The organism is Citrobacter sp. ANG330 (assembly GCF_047467925.1).
Lineage (GTDB): Bacteria > Pseudomonadota > Gammaproteobacteria > Enterobacterales > Enterobacteriaceae > Citrobacter_A > Citrobacter_A amalonaticus_G.
Map to the genome: position 1 here is coordinate 247,752 of NZ_JASJUI010000001.1, position 20,815 is coordinate 268,566.

Annotated in this window: 22 protein-coding genes, 1 pseudogene and 1 other annotated feature; of the genes and pseudogenes, 15 read left to right on the forward strand and 8 right to left on the reverse strand. The window is 52.5% G+C overall.

The features are described from left to right. Nucleotides 1–258 precede the first annotated feature (258 nt). Nucleotides 259–510 (forward strand): YciN family protein, encoded by a 252-nt coding sequence (locus QNN88_RS01155; protein WP_042318668.1) that lies wholly within the window; start codon nucleotides 259–261, stop codon nucleotides 508–510. Between the two features lie 50 nt (nucleotides 511–560). On the opposite strand, the gene sohB is transcribed toward QNN88_RS01155, so the two are convergent. Then, nucleotides 561–1,607, reverse strand: a complete 1,047-nt coding sequence (sohB, locus tag QNN88_RS01160; protein ID WP_414238620.1) for a protease SohB — start codon at nucleotides 1,605–1,607, stop codon at nucleotides 561–563. Between the two features lie 214 nt (nucleotides 1,608–1,821). Between sohB and QNN88_RS01165 the strand changes: the two genes are divergently transcribed. Both QNN88_RS01165 and cobO read left to right on the forward strand, forming a co-directional pair. After that, nucleotides 1,822–2,583, forward strand: a complete 762-nt coding sequence (locus QNN88_RS01165; protein ID WP_414238621.1) for a YciK family oxidoreductase — start codon at nucleotides 1,822–1,824, stop codon at nucleotides 2,581–2,583. Then, entirely contained in the window at nucleotides 2,580–3,170 is a 591-nt protein-coding gene (cobO, locus tag QNN88_RS01170) for a cob(I)yrinic acid a,c-diamide adenosyltransferase (protein WP_414238622.1), read from the forward strand. Before QNN88_RS01165 ends, cobO begins: the two co-directional genes overlap by 4 nt. Nucleotides 3,171–3,218: 48 nt before the next feature. Here cobO and QNN88_RS01175 read toward each other — a convergent pair whose 3' ends face one another. The 5 genes from QNN88_RS01175 to rnm form a co-directional block, all read right to left on the reverse strand. Continuing rightward, nucleotides 3,219–3,536, reverse strand: a complete 318-nt coding sequence (locus tag QNN88_RS01175) for a hypothetical protein (RefSeq protein ID WP_414238623.1) — start codon at nucleotides 3,534–3,536, stop codon at nucleotides 3,219–3,221. A 6-nt stretch (nucleotides 3,537–3,542) separates the two neighbouring features. After that, nucleotides 3,543–4,538 (reverse strand): hypothetical protein, encoded by a 996-nt coding sequence (locus QNN88_RS01180; protein ID WP_414238624.1) that lies wholly within the window; start codon nucleotides 4,536–4,538, stop codon nucleotides 3,543–3,545. Between the two features lie 172 nt (nucleotides 4,539–4,710). Next, nucleotides 4,711–5,586, reverse strand: a complete 876-nt coding sequence (gene rluB / locus QNN88_RS01185; RefSeq protein ID WP_043000531.1) for a 23S rRNA pseudouridine(2605) synthase RluB — start codon at nucleotides 5,584–5,586, stop codon at nucleotides 4,711–4,713. A 100-nt stretch (nucleotides 5,587–5,686) separates the two neighbouring features. Continuing rightward, nucleotides 5,687–6,307: an L-threonylcarbamoyladenylate synthase gene (locus QNN88_RS01190; RefSeq protein ID WP_414238625.1), complete on the reverse strand. Its 621-nt coding sequence runs from the start codon at nucleotides 6,305–6,307 to the stop codon at nucleotides 5,687–5,689. After that, on the reverse strand, nucleotides 6,304–7,185 hold the full coding sequence (rnm, locus tag QNN88_RS01195) for an RNase RNM (protein WP_414238626.1): 882 nt from the start codon (nucleotides 7,183–7,185) through the stop codon (nucleotides 6,304–6,306). Before rnm ends, QNN88_RS01190 begins: the two co-directional genes overlap by 4 nt. Before the next feature lie 159 nt (nucleotides 7,186–7,344). Beyond that, nucleotides 7,345–7,439, forward strand: a sequence feature (Trp leader region). A gap of 23 nt (nucleotides 7,440–7,462) precedes the next feature. Here rnm and QNN88_RS01200 point away from each other — a divergent pair. Genes QNN88_RS01200 through trpA form a run of 5 tightly spaced genes read left to right on the forward strand, consistent with a single transcriptional unit; the run spans nucleotide 7,463 to nucleotide 13,992 of the window. Further along, nucleotides 7,463–9,025, forward strand: coding sequence for an anthranilate synthase component 1 (locus QNN88_RS01200; protein WP_414238627.1), 1,563 nt, complete (start codon nucleotides 7,463–7,465; stop codon nucleotides 9,023–9,025). Continuing rightward, a complete protein-coding gene (gene trpD, locus QNN88_RS01205; RefSeq protein ID WP_414238628.1) occupies nucleotides 9,025–10,620 on the forward strand; it encodes a bifunctional anthranilate synthase glutamate amidotransferase component TrpG/anthranilate phosphoribosyltransferase TrpD in 1,596 nt (531 codons plus the stop codon). The genes QNN88_RS01200 and trpD overlap by 1 nt, the downstream gene beginning before the upstream one ends. After that, the gene (gene trpCF / locus QNN88_RS01210; protein WP_414238629.1) at nucleotides 10,621–11,982 is read left to right on the forward strand and encodes a bifunctional indole-3-glycerol-phosphate synthase TrpC/phosphoribosylanthranilate isomerase TrpF; all 1,362 of its coding nucleotides are present in this window, start codon (nucleotides 10,621–10,623) and stop codon (nucleotides 11,980–11,982) included. It abuts the gene before it with no gap. Nucleotides 11,983–11,992: 10 nt separating this feature from the next. After that, nucleotides 11,993–13,186: a tryptophan synthase subunit beta gene (trpB, locus tag QNN88_RS01215; protein ID WP_414238630.1), complete on the forward strand. Its 1,194-nt coding sequence runs from the start codon at nucleotides 11,993–11,995 to the stop codon at nucleotides 13,184–13,186. Continuing rightward, complete coding sequence (gene trpA / locus QNN88_RS01220; protein ID WP_414238631.1) at nucleotides 13,186–13,992, forward strand: tryptophan synthase subunit alpha; 807 nt, start codon at nucleotides 13,186–13,188, stop codon at nucleotides 13,990–13,992. The genes trpB and trpA overlap by 1 nt, the downstream gene beginning before the upstream one ends. Before the next feature lie 21 nt (nucleotides 13,993–14,013). On the opposite strand, the gene QNN88_RS01225 is transcribed toward trpA, so the two are convergent. Then, nucleotides 14,014–15,492: a GGDEF domain-containing protein gene (locus QNN88_RS01225; RefSeq protein ID WP_414238632.1), complete on the reverse strand. Its 1,479-nt coding sequence runs from the start codon at nucleotides 15,490–15,492 to the stop codon at nucleotides 14,014–14,016. A gap of 579 nt (nucleotides 15,493–16,071) precedes the next feature. On the opposite strand from QNN88_RS01225, the gene QNN88_RS01230 reads away from it, so the two are divergent. The 4 genes from QNN88_RS01230 (at nucleotide 16,072) to QNN88_RS01245 (ending at nucleotide 18,309) form a co-directional block, all read left to right on the forward strand. After that, nucleotides 16,072–16,254 carry a general stress protein gene (locus QNN88_RS01230; protein WP_044257720.1) on the forward strand — a complete coding sequence of 61 codons (183 nt, stop codon included), beginning with the start codon at nucleotides 16,072–16,074 and terminating at the stop codon, nucleotides 16,252–16,254. Between the two features lie 84 nt (nucleotides 16,255–16,338). After that, the gene (locus QNN88_RS01235; RefSeq protein ID WP_109740285.1) at nucleotides 16,339–16,839 is read left to right on the forward strand and encodes a ferritin-like domain-containing protein; all 501 of its coding nucleotides are present in this window, start codon (nucleotides 16,339–16,341) and stop codon (nucleotides 16,837–16,839) included. Between the two features lie 64 nt (nucleotides 16,840–16,903). Then, a complete protein-coding gene (locus QNN88_RS01240) occupies nucleotides 16,904–17,410 on the forward strand; it encodes a ferritin-like domain-containing protein (protein WP_043000521.1) in 507 nt (168 codons plus the stop codon). A 20-nt stretch (nucleotides 17,411–17,430) separates the two neighbouring features. After that, nucleotides 17,431–18,309: a manganese catalase family protein gene (locus QNN88_RS01245; protein ID WP_414238633.1), complete on the forward strand. Its 879-nt coding sequence runs from the start codon at nucleotides 17,431–17,433 to the stop codon at nucleotides 18,307–18,309. A 74-nt stretch (nucleotides 18,310–18,383) separates the two neighbouring features. Here the strand turns inward: QNN88_RS01245 and ompW are convergent, their stop codons facing one another. Beyond that, nucleotides 18,384–19,037, reverse strand: a complete 654-nt coding sequence (gene ompW, locus QNN88_RS01250) for an outer membrane protein OmpW (RefSeq protein ID WP_414238634.1) — start codon at nucleotides 19,035–19,037, stop codon at nucleotides 18,384–18,386. Nucleotides 19,038–19,289: 252 nt separating this feature from the next. Between ompW and QNN88_RS01255 the strand changes: the two are divergent. From QNN88_RS01255 to QNN88_RS01265, 3 genes and pseudogenes are all read left to right on the forward strand, one after another. Continuing rightward, nucleotides 19,290–19,367, forward strand: a pseudogene (locus QNN88_RS01255) (YkgJ family cysteine cluster protein); the annotation flags it as partial. Between the two features lie 28 nt (nucleotides 19,368–19,395). Then, on the forward strand, nucleotides 19,396–20,139 hold the full coding sequence (locus tag QNN88_RS01260) for a YciC family protein (protein WP_414238635.1): 744 nt from the start codon (nucleotides 19,396–19,398) through the stop codon (nucleotides 20,137–20,139). 55 nt (nucleotides 20,140–20,194) lie between these two features. Continuing rightward, a complete protein-coding gene (locus QNN88_RS01265; protein ID WP_414238636.1) occupies nucleotides 20,195–20,734 on the forward strand; it encodes a septation protein A in 540 nt (179 codons plus the stop codon). Nucleotides 20,735–20,815 lie beyond the last annotated feature (81 nt).

Genomic DNA, 20,815 nt, shown 5'->3' on the forward strand with positions numbered 1-20,815 from the left:
GGTGACTGAGTTAACAGGTTTTTCCGCACAGAGGCGCTATAGCACGACGGAATTTCGGTCGAATGTCAAGCAAATCTGTTGCCTGGTTGACGAAAGCGTCACACTGTACCTGATAAAATTCGTTACGCAACTTTATTAGCATGCAAAACCAAATCCTGCCAGTCAGCAAAGGTTGACAACCCCTTGTACACATTGAGGGAATATTTGCCCAAAAGAGTGGGTCGGCGTAGACTAATGCCCTTGTTTAAGGAGTAAAAAATGCGCAAAGAGACACAACCTATCGATCGCGAAACGCTATTGATTGAAGCCAACAAAATCATTCGTGAGCATGAAGATACGCTGGCGGGCATCGTTGCCACCGGTGTAACCCAGCGAAATGGCGTGTTGGTCTTCAGTGGGGATTACTTTTTAGACGAGCAAGGCCTACCCACGCCAAAGAGCACTGCCGTGTTCAATATGTTTAAACATCTGGCGCATGTGCTTTCTGAAAAGTATCACCTGATCGATTAAAGCAAAAACGCGAGGCCTGAGAGCCTCGCGTTTTTCGTTAATACCGCCTATTACATCAACGGTTTTTGTCCACGCTGCCACCAGCGCAGTAGCAGTCGATCGGCACTTTCCGCAGCACTGCCTGTCACCCGATCCACCAGTTTCTTCCGTTGCAGATAGCGAACGTTCAGCACCTCTCGTCCTTCCATCAGCCCCAGGATCACCTCGTCACTGGTATTTATCTCATCAATAAGCCCTTTCTCCAGCGCCTGCTGCCCGTACCAGTGTTCGCCTGTCGCAACCTGTTCAATGTCCAGAGTCGGACGCATACGATGGACAAAATCTTTAAACAGGTGATGGGTTTCATTCAAATCTTCGCGGAATTTCTGCCGCCCTTCTTCAGTGTTTTCACCCAGCAGCGTCAGCGTCCGCTTGTACTGTCCGGCGGTATGCAACTCAATATCAATATCCTTGCCTTTCAGAAAACGGTTGAAGTTGGGGATCTGCGCAACCACGCCAATCGAACCGACAATCGCAAAGGGGGCGGAGACAATTTTATCCGCCACACAGGCCATCATGTAACCGCCACTCGCCGCGACTTTATCCACCGTCACGGTCAGCGGAATTTTCTTATCGCGTAAGCGTTGCAGTTGTGATGCGGCGAGGCCATAGCCGTGAACAACGCCGCCAGGGCTTTCCAGACGTACCACGACCTGGTCCTGCGGTTTCACCACCGCCAGTACGGCCGTTACCTCTTCACGCAGAGAACTGACCTCGTGGGCATCCATACTGCCTTTAAAATCCAGCACCCAGACACGCGGTCTATCCGACGTGTCGCTCTCGCCCCGTTTGGCTTTCACTTTGGCGGCTTTCGCTTCCTGTTTATGCTTTTTCTTCTGCGCTTTATGCCAGAGTTTCTGTTGATGGCTATCCAGCAGCGCCATCGCCAGTTCATCCTTCATTTCTTTATATTGTTCACTGAGGTTGGTAACCCGCAGTTCGCCACGCTGGCGCTTACGTTGGGCAACATTCACGATAATGGTGGCAATCGCCGCGATAGCCAGCACAACGGTCACAATTTTTGCTAAAAACAAGCCATATTCAGACAACAATTCCACAGGTCCCACCTTGGTTAAACAACTTAGCGTCGGCTCAGTGTACCTCAGGCGTAATGCGTCGTCTCGCGGGATATGCGGATGGATAAAAGTATGACAAAGTGTTCATTTTAGGGCGTTATCGCCGTTGGCTGATTGAAATTGGCGCCTGTTTCAGGCATAAACCCGACACACCAACGAGAAGCAGAGCGACCAGGCATGTCGCCGAGGAGTCCCCATGCATTATCAACCGAAACAAGACCTCCTGCAGGATCGCATTATTCTGGTGACCGGCGCCAGCGACGGCATTGGCCGTGAAGCGGCCCTGACCTACGCTCGCTACGGCGCCAGCGTCATTTTGCTCGGCCGTAATGATGAGAAATTACGCCACGTCGCCGACAAAATTGCCCAGCAAACAGGCCGTCAGCCGCAGTGGTTTACGCTTGATCTGTTAACCTGCACCGCTGATGAGTGTCATCAACTGGCCGAGCGCGTCGCCGGTCACTATCCGCGACTGGACGGCGTCTTACACAATGCCGGATTGCTGGGCGATGTCTGCCCCATGATCGAGCAGGATCCACAGGTCTGGCAGGACGTCATGCAGGTCAACGTCAACGCGACCTTTATGCTGACCCAGGCATTGCTTCCTTTATTACTTAAGTCAGATTCCGGATCGTTAGTCTTCACCTCCTCCAGCGTGGGCCAGCAGGGGCGCGCCAACTGGGGCGCCTACGCCGCCTCGAAATTTGCTACCGAAGGGATGATGCAGGTACTGGCAGACGAATACCAGAACCGCCCTCTGCGCGTGAATTGCATCAATCCTGGCGGCACCCGTACCGGGATGCGCGCCAACGCCTTTCCGACAGAAGACCCGCAAAAACTCAAAACACCCGCCGATATTATGCCGCTCTACCTGTGGCTGATGGGCGATGATAGCCGCCGCAAAACCGGCATGACCTTCGACGCCCAACCGGGCCGTAAACCAGGAATCGCCCAATGAGTGAAGAACGTTATCAGCAGCGCCAGCAGCGTGTGAAGGACCGGGTTGACGCCCGGGTCGCCCAGGCTCAGGACGAGCGAGGCATCGTGATTGTTTTCACCGGCAACGGGAAAGGAAAGACCACCGCCGCCTTCGGTACTGCCACTCGCGCAGTGGGGCACGGTAAAAAGGTCGGTGTCGTGCAATTTATCAAGGGAACCTGGCCCAACGGCGAGCGTAACCTGCTGGAGCCGCACGGCGTTGAATTTCAGGTGATGGCAACAGGGTTTACCTGGGAGACGCAGAATCGCGAAGCCGACACGGCGGCCTGTCTGGCAGTATGGGAGCACGGCAAACGGATGCTTGCCGATCCGCAACTGGACATGGTGTTGCTGGACGAACTGACCTATATGGTGGCATACGATTATCTGCCGCTTGCTGAGGTGATTAACGCGCTGAATGCACGCCCGTCTCACCAGACGGTTATCATCACCGGTCGCGGCTGCCATCGGGATATTCTGGAACTGGCCGATACCGTCAGTGAACTGCGGCCTGTCAAACATGCCTTTGAGGCAGGGGTCAAAGCCCAGATGGGTATCGACTATTAAAAAAGGCCCCTCGGTGCTACCCACGCGCTGAGGGGGCTTTCTGCATATTCATTCCTGATCGGCGATTGCCGGGCTCATCAGGCGTTTAATTTCGTCAAAATGATCGGTGTACGCACTGTGGTTATCTACATCAACATCATTAATAAACAGCAGCAATTCTGTAATCAAGGCGTTGGCGTCGTCGTAACTGATAGCACTCAGTTCCGGTGAGGTCCGTGTGCCATAGTGGGTTGTCAGATTATTGCCGAGCGCCAGCACAAGAAGAAAGAATTTATGGCATATATCACATTCCGTTTTATTACCCAGCGCATAAAAGAGCATATCCAGTAGCGCCAGAACCCTTCGGTTTTGTACTTCATTCATCATTGCCTCCTAAAATAACAGCCCACTTTTGACCAGTAATTTCGCCAGCCCTTCAGATGCCTGTAAACCGCCGATAATTTGTTGTCGAATAATCTCTCTTTTTCGCTTAATATCCTCCTCGCTCAGTTTTTTATTATTGTAAAGGTCATTTAATTTTTCACCATTCTTAATAAAGGTATTGATAGCCTCTATTGCAGGCGCTGCGGGGTCGGACATTCTCAGACGACCTTCGTTAACGGCGACCGCCGGCGCCAAAAATTCCTGTTTGCTTTTAAACGTTTTGAACTCAGTCTCTTTGGCTTTATCATAATAATGGAAAGCATTTACAGTACTGGCATAAGTATTCTTATTCATCCTCTGTGACCTGGTCGCAATATCATTGCGTAGATCAATAAGGTTTGATTGTACCCTCTGCCAGTTTTCTTTAACCGCTTTACCCGTAATTTCTGCACTTTCTCTCTCTTTATACAATGCGTTAAAATAGGAAGTCAGATCCTTTATGGCTTTTGCTGTACCAGACAGATCGGTCCCCTCAGGCAGGGCCAACAGCGTCCCTGCGTTATTAGCATGATCCAGAGCTTTATTAAGCAAGACAACAGCCTTGCTGTCTTTGACATCCCGAGCTTCAGTTAGCATTTCTGTATAAGCACTCATGCTCTGTATAATTTCAAGTGAGGCTAATAGTTTTTCTCTTTCTATCGGAACGAGATGAATTTTGTTAGTGATGGCTTTTGCACGCCTGCTTTTATCCTGGCAAAGGGATGATGACTCGCTATCAATATACAGTGTGTAATCAGGTGTGGGTGAACAGTCAGGGTTCGTCGCGTAAAAGTTTACAATATATTTTTCTCGCGACGCATAGTATTGTCTGAAAAATTCCGCATTGGCATCAACAGTTTTATTTCCTGCGACAATTACCGAGGCAGCATGCTCATTTTTTAAAGTATCAGTTGCGCATCCTGATATACTCAGGGCGATAAGTAAAAGAGGAAGATGAATGTTCATAGCCCACCTTAATATCTGTTGCAGATATTAAAAGCGTAATAGCAGCGTTTTTTTTAGAGTTCATGAGCAAGTATGAAATGAAATTGTGGTTCTGCGACTAATTATTGAAGTGAGTCTACTTTGAAATATAAAAAAGGCCCCTCGGGGCCTTTTAGCGTTACGGGATAGCGGATTAACCGTTGTTATTACGACCGCCAGCACGACGACCGCCGCTCACCTGGCTATGGCGCTTCACCGCACGGCGAATCTGATTTGCCTTCATGCGACGACGATCTTTCTCTACCGCCACTTTCGAGGTGGTTTCGGGCTCCAGTTCCACCAGCTCACGCAGATAGTTGGTCTGGGCGAGATCCAGTTCCGTCCAGCCGCCGCGCGGCAGACCTTTCGGCAGCGGAATATCGCCGTAGCGCACGCGTATCAGGCGACTGACCTGCACGCCAACCGCTTCCCACAGGCGACGCACTTCACGGTTGCGCCCTTCGGTCAGGGTGACGTTATACCACTGGTTGATCCCTTCACCACCGCTGAATTTGATGGTTTTGAACGCCGCCGGACCGTCTTCCAGCTGCACGCCACGGCTCAGATCGCGCAGTTTAGCATCGTCAACCTGGCCAAAAACGCGCACCGCGTATTCACGTTCAACTTCACGGCTTGGGTGCATTAAGCGGTTCGCCAGTTCACCATCGGTGGTGAACAGCAGCAGACCGCAGGTATTGACGTCCAGACGCCCTACCGCAATCCAGCGTGCTCCACGCAGTTTCGGTAAGCGATCAAACACCGTAGGACGACCTTCCGGGTCGTTACGCGTGCACAGTTCACCTTCCGGCTTGTAATAAGCCAGAACGCGACAAATTTGTTCCGCCGACTCTTTCACCGAAATCAGGTGACCGTCGATACGAATTTTCAGGCCGGGAGTCACTTCAACGCGATCGCCCAGCGTGGCAATTTTGCCGTCAACGCTGACGCGACCTGCTGCAATGATAGATTCAATTTCACGGCGGGAGCCGTGGCCAGCGCGCGCCAGCACTTTCTGTAACTTTTCGCTCATAGAGCTTCCTTTAGCTGTCGCCTTCACAGGCGTCGAACAGGAGAATCAACGGCGCTTCTCAGCGCCATTTTAAGGCCGCGTAGTATACAGAGTTGCGTCCTTATAAGAAAGGTTTAACGTCTCCGACGCCTTCGCGCAAGATAACCGGGGAATCATCGGTTAAATCGATCACCGTTGTCGGTTGCTGGCCCAGATAACCGCCATGGATAATCAGGTCCACCTGCTTTTCCAGTCGATCTTTAATTTCTTCTGGATCGGACTCGGTAAATTCACTGCCCGGCAGCATCAGCGAGGTGGAGAGCATCGGCTCGCCCAGCGCCTGCAACAGTTCGAGCGCGATCGGGTTCGACGGCACGCGCAGACCGATAGTCTTACGTTTTTCCTGCAATAACCGTCGCGGCACCTCTTTTGTGCCCTTCAGAATAAAGGTGTAGTTGCCCGGCGTATTGTTTTTGATCAGGCGAAATGCCACGTTGTCGACGAAGGAATAGGTCGACAGTTCGGACAGATCGCGACACATCAGGGTGAAGTTATGCCCATCCGGCAACTGGCGAATACGACAAATCCGCTCCATCGCGCCTTTGTCTTCAATTTTGCACCCGAGCGCGTAGCCGGAATCGGTGGGATATACAATCACCCCTCCCTTACGCACAATCTCCACCGCCTGGTTGATCAGGCGCTGCTGCGGGTTATCAGGATGAATATAAAAAAACTGGCTCATACTTCCCTCACTGTGGTGTTCTGCGGCTGTTCCCACATCTGCCAGACGCCTTCAACGCCTGCCGGCAGCCAGAGCTTGCGACCCAACTCGATCCACGGACAAGGCTGATGAAAATCAGACCCTTGCGATGCCCACAGCTGATGCTGGCGGGCGAGCGTGGCCAGTTGCGTGCGCTCATTAGGGGACTGTTGGCACTGCGCGACTTCCATCGCATCACCACGATGTTGCGCAAAATACGCCACCAGCCTTTTCAGCCATTTAGCACTAAGATCGTACCGACCAGGATGAGCCAGTACCGCCTTACCGCCAGAATGATGAATGACATCAATAGCTTGTTCTATTGTACACCACTGTGGCGGAACGTATCCTGTTTTCCCACGTGCGAGATACTTTTTGAATACATCCGCCATGGTCATCGCTTTGCCGCATTCCACCAGATAACGGGCGAAATGACCGCGCGTCACTGCCCCACCGTCAGCAAGGCGTAGTGCCCCTTCCCACGCGCCGGTGATGTGCGCTTTTTCCAGTCTGTCGGCAATCAGTCGTGCCCGCTGTAGCCGTCGCTCCGTCTGTTGCGCCAGAAACGCGCACATTGCCGGGTTTTCAATGTCAATGTTCAGTCCCACGATATGAATTTCGTGGTTCTCCCAAACCGTTGAGATCTCAACCCCTGGGATCAAGTCCAGCGCCAGACCTGAACGTGAAATTTCTTCGCTTGCCGCCCCAATGGCGGCTGTGGTGTCATGGTCGGTAATCGCCAGCGTGCCTACGCGCATCTCGACAGCACGATGGACTAACGCTTCAGGCGTCAGTTGTCCATCAGATGCCGTAGTGTGACTGTGCAGGTCATATATCACTGCATAATTCGTGTCGCTCAAGGCGAACTCCCGTCTCTCAAAAAATACTCTTTCCTGTGCATCATAACGGTTCCGGTAAATTTACTGAAATCAGGTGTTGACAATAACCCACCGAACTAGTTAACTAGTACGAAAGTTCACAAGCAAAAGGGTATCGAAATGAAAGCAACATACGTTCTGCACGGTGGGTGGCGCACTTCCTGATTTCGGGCAGTGTATTTCGCGTGTAGATCGCCACCAGATACCCGGCCCGCCAACAGAGCGGGCTTTTTTTTGAACAAAATTAATGAGAACAACAATGCAGACATCAAAACCCACACTCGAACTCATCACCTGCGATGCCGCCTATCGCAAAAACCCAACGGAGTTATTCCATCAGGTTTGCGGCGACCGTCCGGCAACGTTGCTGCTGGAATCAGCGGATATTGACAGCAAAGACGATCTCAAAAGCCTGTTGCTGGTAGACAGTGCGCTGCGCATTACCGCTATCAGTGACACTGTCACTATTCAGGCATTAACCGACAATGGCGCAGCGTTACTGCCGCTGCTGGATGTGGCTTTGCCCGCTGGCGTTGAAAATGAACATCAGGATGCAGGCCGTGTACTGCGTTTTCCCCCAATCAGTACGTTATTAGATGAAGACGCGCGTCTGTGCGCACTCTCGGTATTTGACGCCTTCCGCCTGTTGCAGGAACTGGTCAATGTCCCGGCGCAGGAACGCGAGGCGATGTTCTTTGGCGGTCTGTTTGCTTACGACCTGGTCGCCGGTTTTGAAGATTTACCGCAACTTGAGGCCGGCAACCGCTGCCCGGACTACTGTTTCTATCTGGCGGAAACGCTAATGGTGATCGACCACCAGAAACAAAGCACTCGCATTCAGGCCAGTCTGTTCAGCGATAATGACGCTGAGAAACAGCGCCTCACCGCACGTCTGGCGCGTCTGAGCCAGCAACTGGCGGAACCTGCGCCGCCGTTGCCGGTCGTTTCCGTACCGCAGATGCGTTGCGAATGCGATCAGAGCGATGAAGAATTTGGCGCGGTGGTTCGCTCAATGCAAAAGGCGATTCGCGCCGGAGAAATTTTCCAGGTGGTCCCATCCCGTCGCTTCTCTCTGCCCTGCCCGTCGCCGCTGGCGGCTTATTACGTGCTGAAGAAAAGCAATCCCAGCCCATACATGTTCTTTATGCAGGACAATGATTTCACTCTGTTTGGCGCCTCGCCGGAAAGCTCGCTGAAATACGATGCTACCAGCCGTCAGATTGAAATCTATCCGATTGCCGGTACACGCCCACGTGGTCGTCACGCAGACGGCACGCTTGATCGCGACCTCGACAGCCGGATCGAACTGGAAATGCGTACCGATCATAAAGAGCTTTCTGAACATCTGATGCTGGTTGATCTGGCACGTAACGATCTCGCCCGCATCTGTACGCCGGGCAGTCGCTACGTGGCCGACCTGACAAAGGTTGATCGTTATTCTCACGTTATGCACCTGGTCTCTCGCGTCGTTGGCGAATTGCGCAGCGATCTCGATGTCCTTCACGCCTACCGCGCCTGCATGAACATGGGCACCCTCAGCGGCGCGCCGAAAGTGCGTGCAATGCAATTGATTGCCGAAGCCGAAGGTCGCCGGCGCGGCAGCTATGGCGGCGCAGTCGGTTACTTCACCGCACACGGCGATCTGGATACCTGCATAGTGATCCGCTCCGCGCTGGTGGAGGACGGCATCGCCACTGTGCAGGCCGGCGCCGGAATTGTACTCGATTCTGTTCCCCAGTCAGAAGCCGACGAAACCCGTAATAAAGCGCGCGCGGTCCTGCGTGCCATTGCCACCGCGCACCACGCACAGGAGACTTTCTGATGGCTGACATTCTGCTGCTCGATAACATCGACTCATTTACCTACAACCTGGCAGATCAGCTGCGTACCCACGGTCATAACGTGGTGATTTACCGTAACCATATTCCGGCCCAGACCCTGATTGAGCGTCTGGCAACCATGAAGAACCCGATTCTGGTCCTTTCTCCCGGTCCTGGCGTGCCCAGTGAAGCAGGCTGTATGCCGGAGTTGCTGACCCGTCTGCGTGGTAAGCTGCCGATTATCGGCATCTGCCTGGGCCATCAGGCGATTGTTGAAGCCTACGGTGGCTACGTCGGTCAGGCTGGCGAGATCCTGCACGGCAAGGCGTCCAGCATTGAACATGACGGTCAGGCGATGTTTGCCGGTCTGCCCAATCCGCTGCCGGTTGCACGCTATCACTCCCTGATCGGTAGCAACGTTCCGGCAGGCCTGACCATTAACGCCCATTTCAACGGCATGGTAATGGCGGTGCGTCACGACGCCGATCGCGTTTGTGGTTTGCAGTTCCACCCGGAATCCATTCTGACCACCCATGGCGCACGTTTGCTTGAGCAGACGCTGGCCTGGGCGCAGCAGAAGCTGGAGCCGACCAATACCTTGCAGCCGATCCTCGAAAAACTGTATCAGGCACAGACCCTGAGCCAGCAGGAAAGCCACCAGCTCTTCTCCGCCGTGGTGCGCGGCGAACTGAAACCGGAACAACTGGCTGCCGCGCTGGTCAGCATGAAGATTCGCGGCGAGCATCCGAATGAGATTGCCGGCGCGGCCACCGCCTTACTGGAAAACGCAGCGCCATTCCCGCGCCCTGACTACCTGTTCGCCGACATTGTCGGCACCGGCGGCGACGGTAGTAACAGCATTAATATTTCTACCGCCAGCGCCTTTGTGGCCGCGGCATGCGGCCTGAAGGTGGCTAAACACGGCAACCGCAGCGTCTCCAGCAAATCGGGTTCGTCGGACCTGCTGGCTGCCTTCGGTATCAATCTCGACATGAATGCCGACAAGTCGCGCCAGGCGCTGGACGACCTGGGGGTCTGTTTCCTGTTTGCGCCGAAGTATCACACCGGTTTCCGCCATGCGATGCCGGTACGCCAGCAGTTGAAGACCCGTACGCTGTTCAACGTGCTTGGGCCGCTGATCAACCCGGCACACCCGCCGCTGGCGCTGATTGGCGTCTACAGCCCTGAACTGGTACTGCCGATTGCCGAAACGCTGCGCGTGTTGGGTTACCAGCGTGCCGCGGTCGTGCACAGCGGCGGCATGGATGAAGTCTCTCTGCATGCGCCGACTATTGTGGCGGAACTGCATGACGGCGAAATAAGAAGTTATCAGCTAACGGCGGATGACTTCGGCCTGACCCCTTACCATCAGGAACAACTGGCAGGCGGCACGCCGGAAGAAAACCGTGACATTCTGACACGCTTATTACAAGGTAAAGGTGACGCCGCCCACGAGGCTGCCGTTGCCGCAAACGTCGCGATGCTGATGCGACTGCATGGTGAAGAAGATCTCAAGGCTAATGCGCAAACCGTTCTTGAGGTATTACGCAGTGGTTCCGCTTATGACCGAGTCACCGCTCTGGCGGCAAGAGGGTAAATGATGCAAACCGTTTTAGCGAAAATCGTCGCAGACAAGGCGATTTGGGTGGAAGCCCGCAAACAGCAGCAACCGTTGGCCAGTTTTCAAAACGATGTCCAGCCCAGCTCACGTCACTTTTATGACGCCTTACAGGGCGCGCGTACGGCCTTTATTCTGGAGTGCAAGAAAGCCTCCCCGTCTAAAGGCGTGATCCGCGATGATTTCGACCCGGCGCGGATTGCCGGGGTGTACAAACATTATGCCTCCGCCATTTCCGTTCTGACGGATGAGAAGTACTTCCAGGGCAGTTTTGATTTTCTGCCGATTGTAAGCCGCATCGCGCCGCAGCCGATTTTGTGTAAGGACTTTATTATCGACCCTTACCAGATCTACCTTGCGCGCCACTATCAGGCCGACGCCTGTCTGCTGATGCTTTCGGTACTCGACGACGAGCAGTATCGCCAGCTTTCTGCCGTGGCGCACAGTCTGAAGATGGGCGTGCTGACGGAAGTGAGTAATGAAGAGGAGCTGGAACGCGCTATTGCGCTCGGTGCAAAAGTGGTCGGGATCAACAACCGTGACCTGCGCGACCTGTCGATTGATTTAAACCGTACGCGTCAACTGGCGCCGAAACTCGGTCACGGCGTGACGGTGATTAGTGAATCGGGGATCAACACCTATGCGCAGGTTCGCGAGCTTAGCCACTTTGCCAATGGTTTCCTGATTGGTTCCGCGCTGATGGCGCATGACGATCTGAATGCCGCCGTACGCCGCGTACTGCTCGGTGAAAATAAGGTATGCGGTCTGACGCGCCCGGAAGATGCCAAAGCCGCGTGCGAATCAGGTGCGATATACGGCGGCCTGATTTTTGTCTCTTCTTCGCCACGCTTTGTCAGCGATGAACAGGCCCGTGCAGTGCAGGCCGCCGCTCCGCTACAGTATGTTGGCGTATTCCGTAATCACGACATCGCCGACGTTTGTGACAAAGCAACACAGCTTTCGCTGAAAGCCGTGCAGCTGCATGGCCGCGAAGACCAGGTGTATGTTGATGCGCTACGCGCCGCGCTGCCGGAAAGCGTACAGATCTGGAAGGCGCTGAGCGTTGGCGAAACGCTCCCTGCCCGTGACTATCAGCATGTCGACAAATACGTGCTGGATAACGGCCAGGGCGGCAGCGGTCAGCGTTTTGACTGGTCGCTCTTGCAGGGGCAATCGCTCGAAAACGTGCTGCTGGCGGGCGGTCTTGGCGCGGATAACTGCGTAGACGCAGCTAAAACCGGCTGTGCCGGTCTCGATTTTAATTCTGGTGTAGAGTCACAGCCGGGCATCAAAGATGCACGCCTTCTGGCCTCGGTCTTTCAGACACTGCGCGCATATTAAGGAAAAGGACATGACAACATTACTCAACCCCTACTTTGGTGAATTCGGTGGCATGTATGTGCCGCAGATCCTGATGCCTGCTCTGCGTCAACTGGAAGACGCGTTTGTCAGTGCGCAAAAAGATCCCGAATTTCAGGCCCAGTTTACCGATCTGCTGAAGAACTACGCGGGACGTCCCACTGCGCTGACGAAATGTCAGAACATCACCGCCGGAACCCGCACCACACTGTACCTGAAGCGTGAAGATTTGCTGCACGGCGGCGCACATAAAACCAACCAGGTGTTAGGTCAGGCATTGCTGGCAAAACGCATGGGTAAAACCGAGATTATTGCCGAAACTGGCGCAGGTCAGCACGGTGTCGCCTCTGCGCTCGCCAGCGCCCTGCTCGGCCTGAAATGCCGTATCTATATGGGCGCAAAAGACGTTGAGCGCCAGTCGCCGAACGTCTTTCGTATGCGCCTGATGGGCGCGGAAGTGATTCCGGTGTATAGCGGCTCTGCCACGCTGAAGGATGCCTGTAACGAGGCGCTGCGCGACTGGTCTGGCAGTTACGACACCGCGCACTATATGCTCGGCACCGCTGCTGGCCCGCATCCCTTCCCGACCATCGTACGTGAATTCCAGCGCATGATTGGCGAAGAGACCAAAGCGCAAATCCTCGAAAAAGAGGGTCGCCTGCCGGATGCGGTTCTCGCCTGCGTGGGCGGCGGTTCCAACGCCATCGGGATGTTTGCCGATTTCATTAATGAGCCAGACGTGGGGTTGATTGGCGTGGAGCCGGGTGGTCACGGAATCGAATCCGGAGAACACGGTGCACCGCTGAAGCACGGCCGCGTCGGGATCTATTTCGGCATGAAAGCGCCGATGATGCAGACTGACGAGGGCCAGATTGAGGAGTCGTACTCCATTTCAGCGGGTCTGGACTTCCCGTCTGTCGGGCCGCAGCATGCGTATCTTAACAGCATCGGCCGCGCCGACTACGTGTCGATCACCGATGACGAAGCGCTGGAAGCCTTTAAAACACTCTGCCTGCACGAAGGCATTATTCCCGCACTCGAATCGTCACACGCCCTGGCCCACGCGCTGAAAATGATGCGCGAGAATCCGGATAAAGAGCAACTGTTGGTGGTTAACCTTTCCGGTCGCGGCGACAAAGACATTTTCACGGTACACGATATTCTGAAAGCGCGAGGGGAAATCTGATGGAACGCTATGAAAGCCTGTTTGCACAACTGAACGATCGCAAGGAAGGTGCTTTTGTCCCCTTCGTGACGCTTGGCGACCCTGGCGTTGAGCAATCGCTAAAAATTATCGATGCCCTGGTTGAGGCGGGTGCGGATGCGCTGGAGTTAGGGATCCCGTTCTCCGATCCGCTCGCTGATGGCCCGACCATTCAGAGCGCCACGCTGCGCGCATTTGCCGCTGGCGTCACGCCGACCCGCTGTTTTGAAATGCTGGCTGCGATTCGCCAGAAGCATCCAACCATTCCGATTGGTCTGCTGATGTACGCGAATCTGGTGTTCAGCAAAGGTATTGACGCGTTTTATGCCAAATGTGCCGAGGTCGGCGTGGATTCGGTTCTGGTCGCCGACGTGCCGGTGGAAGAGTCTGCGCCATTCCGTCAGGCGGCGCTGCGCCACAATATTGCGCCGATCTTCATCTGCCCGCCCAATGCCGATGATGACCTGCTGCGCCAGATCGCCTCTTATGGCCGGGGATATACTTATCTGCTGTCTCGCGCCGGGGTGACGGGCGCAGAAAACCGCGCCGCGCTGCCGCTGCATCATCTGGTAGAGAAGTTGAAAGAGTACAACGCAGCGCCTGCTTTGCAGGGGTTTGGCATCTCGGCACCGGAGCAGGTATCTGCCGCCATTGACGCCGGAGCCGCTGGCGCGATCTCCGGTTCAGCAATCGTCAAAATCATTGAGAAGAATGTTGAGCAGCCTGAACAGATGCTCGCGGAACTGAAGGCATTCGTCAGCGGGTTAAAAGCCGCTACCCGCCGATAATGCCCAAAGACCGCCAGAACCTCACTGGCGGTCTTTGCTTTTGATATTCTTCATTTTGTACATCTCGCCATCCGCATACTGAATGGCATTATCAATTCCCTCAGTCACTTCAGCTACGCCCCAGGAGATGGAGAGCGGTACCCGCGTGTCCCGAACAACAAACTGATACTCATTGATTTGCTGGGCGATACGTTCCGCGATGGCGACCGCATCGCTCGTTTTCGCCTTATACAGCACAATCACGAACTCATCTCCCCCGGTGCGAATCACCAGATCGTCGCTGGTCCGGGTGTTTGACAACATCCTGTTCGCGATGATCTGTAGCGCTCTGTCGCCGGCAACGTGCCCCCATGTATCGTTAATCGCTTTGAATTTATTGCAGTCCACCAGCACCACCGAACTGTTCGAGAGATCCCGTCGCTTAATGATGTCGAGAATTTTTCGGTTAAAGCAGCCCGTTAACGAGTCGATGTAGATTTTCAGATCGCTCTCATTTAGCCAGGATCTTAATCCCATCATGATCAGCACAAAGAAGAACGGCGCCATCAGGATCAGGAGTCCCGCCTGGGTATCATGCATCGCAAACCCGCTAAGCGAGATGGCGTAGTGAATGACATACTTTTCAGAAAGCACCTTAAAGGCGATTTCCGGACGCTCCTTACACTCCCCCCACAAGCAAAGCGACTGCTGATTGAGAGTATTCACCAGCGAAACGTTCAGCCCGAGTGGCACCTGCCGGTCAAAGGCATCGCGTAATGCCTGCTGAAGTTCCGGCTTTGCATGATCGTAAACCAGATAGCCCAGGATATGGTCGGAAATCTCAGTACCCGAGAGGTCATAAATGTAGCTTACGACGCTAAAGGCTTTCTCATCCGTAATTTTGTCGTTATAGAAATCCGTGGAGCTTAAGGCTTTCGTTTTGACGCTTTTTTCCAACAGGCGGGTATAAAAATCGACGGGTGGTAAAAAGAAGTTCGAGATATTTTGCGCCATTTCCGAGGTGCGATAATTAAACGCTTTGGCGTCTGCAGGGGTAAACCAGTAAAAATAGCTCGCATCATCGGCAATGATATAGCGATGGGCATCGAAATTACCGGGATTGAGCGCATTCACTCTGCTACGAATAAACTCAGCGCCGGCAAACATGCACAGCGCGTCCAACGTTGGCTTTCGCGCGACCATTGCCCCGGATGCAGAGTGAATGCGTTTGCTGTCAGCGTTGATTCCCCAGACCCTCCCCCGGGGAAGAAACAGTGACATGGCACCACACTGATCGGCAGCTTTAATCTGCCGGTAACGCACACCGGTGGCGTCCGCAATCATTTCATTATCATTAAAGATATCCAGCATCCGCGTTTGCAGGCGGTTCATCCCTTCATTGACTGCTGCCAGTCGCTGCTCATAGATAATAAACAGGAAAAGTGATGTAAAGAGCAGCGTGATCAGCGCTGAAATAATAAGTGCCTGTCTGTTTCTTAAACTGTCCTGCACGATTTTCACTTAGGCACCCTGAGCATCAACACGCTGTTAAACTACGTTATTCGATTTTAAGAACGCAGTACAGGTCCCAGGGGAGAATCTCACCCTTCTGTCAGACTACTTGTGGGTAGAACCTCCCTGCCACAAATTATTTTAGTCTATCTGCGCCGCTTTACGTGATGCGCCATCACTCAGCGCCAGCCCGTCATCAGGCTGAAAACGTGGTTTTAGTGCTAGCGTCTTCAGGGTTGTAGCCCGAATCTGCGACCAGGAATATTCTTAAAGAGACAGTCTCATGATTATTTACCATGTCAAACCATCTCTACAAACGTAAATTTATGTCAATCACATTAACAATATTAATATAACCACACATTATGATACCCTGAGTTATTAATAGAAAAGCGAACTATAAGGCGTTAAGTCGCTCATTTCTAAAGAGCTGCATTATTATTTCGGATGACTGCGCCACATTATATTTCCCCCACGTGACAAATCCGTAACAATTTGACTATCCCGGGATAGCGACTAATTTTAGAAAGGTACCGACACCGGTCACAAATTAACATTTATGTTTACCAACGAAACAGGAGAAATAACATGGCCGAACATCGTGGTGGTTCTGGAAATTTCGCCGAGAATCGTGAGAAAGCATCAGAAGCGGGCCGTAAAGGTGGGCAACATAGCGGCGGTAATTTTAAAAACGATCCGCAACGCGCTTCGGAAGCTGGTAAAAAAGGCGGCCAAAACAGCCGTGGTGGAAATAAATCCGATAAATCGTAGTCATCTTTTTTTATATAATTTTTAAGATTTATCGTTAACGCTGCGAGTCTTTCGACTCGCAGTATCATCCCCAGGAGAATAGAGATGAATATTAAAACTGTTGAAGATGTTTTTATCCACCTGCTTTCAGACACCTACAGCGCAGAAAAACAATTGACCCGAGCTTTATCGAAATTAGCCAGGGCAGCCTCCAGTGAAAAATTAAGCCAGGCATTTCAGTCCCACCTTGAAGAGACACAGGGGCAAATTGAACGTATTGATCAGATCGTTGAATCCGAAGCGGGTATTAAAGTGAAACGGATGAAGTGCGTGGCGATGGAAGGCCTAATCGAAGAAGCCAACGAGGTTATTGAGAGCACTGAGAAAAATGAAGTGCGTGACGCTGCGCTTATTGCCGCCGCACAGAAAGTTGAACACTATGAGATCGCCAGCTACGGCACCCTTGCCACTCTCGCAGAGCAACTGGGCTATCGCAAAGCAGTTAAACTGCTGAATGAAACCCTGGAAGAAGAGAAAGCAACCGATATTAAACTGACCGATTTAGCCATCGGTAACGTTAATCAAAAAGCGCAAAATAAATCCTGAATTATTTTTATCCCGGTTATTAAATCTCCGCGTTTAATTAAGTTATTCCCAGAGGACATTACCAATGAATGCTATCGAACATTATCATGACTGGCTTCGTGACGCCCATGCTATGGAAAAACAAGCTGAATCAATGCTGGAATCCATGGCAGGTCGTATTGATAACTATCCAGATCTACGATCGAGAATTGAGCAACATATTAGCGAAACCAAACATCAAATTACGATTCTGGAAGAGATCCTCGACCGCAATAATATATCACGCTCTGTCATTAAAGATTCCATGAGTAAAATGGCGGCGCTCGGGCAATCCATTGGCGGTATATTCCCGTCGGATGAAATCGTAAAAGGCTCAATTAGCGGATATGTTTTTGAACAATTCGAAATTGCCTGCTATACCTCCCTGCTTGCTGCGGCACAAAAAGCAGGCGATACCGCCTCAATTCCGGCTATTGAATCTATTCTTAATGAAGAGAAACAAATGGCTGACTGGCTGATTAAGCATATTCCGCAGACGACGGAACAATTTTTACTGCGCTCGGAAACTGACGGCGTAGAAGCCAAAAAATAACAAATACATCAGGAGGCATAATGTTTCGACACGTTAAGCAACTTCAATATACGGTGCGAGTCAGCGAGCCTAACCCTGGTTTAGCGAATCTTTTGCTGGAGCAATTTGGCGGCCCACAGGGCGAACTGGCTGCGGCATGTCGTTACTTCACTCAGGGCCTGGGTGATGATGATGCAGGACGCAAAGAGATGCTGATGGATATTGCAACCGAAGAACTGAGTCACCTGGAAATTATCGGCTCCCTTGTCGGGATGCTGAATAAAGGGGCCAAAGGCGCATTGGCCGAGGGGACGGAAAATGAAGCCGAACTCTATCGATCCTTAACGGAAAATGGCAATGACAGCCATATCACCTCGCTGCTGTATGGCGGCGGTCCGGCCCTCACTAACTCCGCCGGTGTGCCCTGGACCGCGGCGTATATCGATACGATTGGCGAAGTGACAGCCGATTTACGCTCTAATATCGCAGCTGAAGCACGCGCTAAAATCATCTACGAACGCCTGATCAACGTGACGGACGATCCCGGCGTTAAGGATGCGCTGGCCTTTTTGATGACGCGCGAAGCGGCACATCAGCTCTCCTTTGAAAAAGCGCTCTACTCTATTCGTAATAACTTCCCGCCGGGCAAACTGCCGCCGGTCGAGCAATACACGAATGTGTATTACAACATGTCGCAGGGCGACGATCCGCGTGGAAGCTGGAACAGCGATGACTATTTCGATTACGTTGCCGATCCACAGCCTGCCGTGGATGGCGGAGATGGTCTGGCGACCGTCAAACTGACCAAAGAGCAACAGGCTATGGTCAAAGCCATGGCGAAAAGAACCCAGTCCGATCCGAAGGTAGACCCGTTAACCGGCGCTGAGCTGGGCGATGGCGAACCAAAGGAAAAAGCATAAGCAGGAGCAACGATAAAACCGTGTGTGTCATGTCCCTGTTGACCCCGTAAATACGGGGTCTTTTTTTAGGCCAATCAGAAACGGTAACCGGCAGAGAACATAAATACCCACGGGTCGAGGCGGATGTTGTCGTTGTAACGACCTTCCGGCAGCACGGCGCCGTTGGATTTATATTTGGCTTCAGTATCAATATCCATGTACCACACTGACATGTTGATCAGCCAGTCGCGGTTGATGAGATAATCCAGACCGACTTGCCCTGCCACACCCCACGAGTCTTTCAGGCTGAGATCGGACAGCCCTGCATTCTGACCGTCATCATTGAATTTCGTGTCGAAAAAGGTGGTGTAGTTAACGCCTGCGCCAATATAAGGACGCAGCTTGCTGCTGGAATCACCGAAATACCACTGCGCCATCAGGGTTGGCGGCAGATGATGAACGGTGGCGATGTCACCGGTCGCCTGCGTGCCCACCTTATGGCGGAATGGCGTTGCCGCCAGCAGTTCAACACCAATATTATCGGTCGCCATATAAGTGAAGGTCAGACCTAACTGCGTGTTGTTACTGACATTAAAGCCGCCTAAATGGCCTAACGTGCCGTCTGCACCTTCCGAAGGTCTTACTGTCGCCGAGCCTGCACGAATAAAGAACTCGCCCGCTTCATGCGCATAAACGCTGCCAGAGAGGAGAGTACTTACTGCCAATGCCGCCACTGTTAACTTTTTCATATCCGCTCCATCGTTATGGTTATAAATGCGTCACGAATATACCTACATTGAAGTAATAAGTGATCTAACCTGGATCACATTAAGCGGCGTAATTTAACATTTATTGATCCAGATTAAGTTAGAAGTGGCATTCAAAATCCTGGTTATCCTTGTTCAGATCAATTTTGCAATATTCCCCTTCTGAAAGTATTTTCGTCATTTTTGTGATGGCAACGCCATCGCGCTGTGGATTTGTTGTTCAAATTACTCTGACTTTACAAAGATATGCTTTTCCATACACCCCTTGATGCTGCCACTGCGCAGTTATCCAGGGTACAATTGCACGCTTAACAACACCTGCAGAACTCAAGGAGAGTGCATGTCTATCACGGCGAAATCCGTATACCGTGACACCGGGAATTTTTTCCGTAATCAATTTTTAACCATCCTGCTGATCTCGCTGCTGTGCGCGTTCATTACGGTGGTATTAGGGCATGCCTTCTCACCCAGTGATGCGCAGATTGCACAGTTGAGCGAAGGGGATCATCTTGCGGGAAGTGTGGGCTTGTTCGAGCTGGTGCAAAACATGACGCCGGAGCAGCAGCAGATCCTGTTGCGCGCCTCAGCGGCCTCAACGTTTTCTGGTCTGATCGGTAATGCGGTGATGGCTGGTGGCGTGTTGCTGATGATTCAGTTAATTTCAGCCGGTCATCGCGTCAGCGCCCTGCGCGCTATTGGTGCCAGTGCACCGATTCTGCCGCGCCTTTTCATCCTGATTTTGCTGACAACCCTGTTGGTGCAGCTTGGAATTATGCTGGTGGTCGTACCCGGAATTCTGTTAGCTATCCTGCTGGCGCTGGCGCCGATTATGCTGGTGCAGGATAAAATGGGAGTATTCGCCGCCATGCGCAACAGTATGCGTCTGGCGTGGTCTAATATGCGACTGGTCGCCCCGGCGGTGATGGGCTGGCTGCTGGCAAAAACACTACTGTTGCTGTTTGCCTCCAGCTTTGCTGCATTTGATCCTAACGTTGGCGCCGTTATCGCGAATACGTTGAGCAATCTGATCTCCGCCGTATTGCTCATCTACCTGTTCCGTCTGTATATGTTGATTCGCCAATAACCCTGTCTGCGTCGCCGGCAGAAATGCCCGACGCGTTTGATTACGGAATCGAAGAATGAAGCAGTTTCTTGATTTTTTACCGCTGGTTGTCTTCTTTGTCTTTTACAAAGTGTATGACATCTATGCGGCCACCTCGGCGCTCATTGTCGCAACCGCTATCGTGCTCATCTACAGTTGGGTTCGCTATCGCAAAGTTGAGAAAATGGCGCTGATCACCTTTGTACTGGTTGCCGTGTTCGGCGGGTTGACCCTCTTCTTCCATAACGATGAATTTATTAAGTGGAAAGTGACCGTAATTTACGGTCTGTTCGCCAGTGCGTTACTGGTAAGCCAGTGGATCATGAAAAAACCCCTGATCCAGCGCATGCTGGGTAAAGAACTGACGCTACCGCAACCGGTCTGGTCGAAGCTCAACCTCGCGTGGGCCATCTTCTTTATTCTGTGTGGGCTTGCCAATATCTACATCGCCTTCTGGCTGCCGCAAAACATCTGGGTGAACTTTAAGGTATTCGGCCTCACCGCGTTGACGCTGATCTTTACCCTGCTGAGTGGCGTCTATATCTATCGTCATCTCCCGCAAGAAGATAAATCGTAAACATCCACCAAACCAGGCCAACCGGCCTGGTTTTGCTTTCTGCACAATCCCTGCCATTCCAGCCATAAATTGCATGAATCA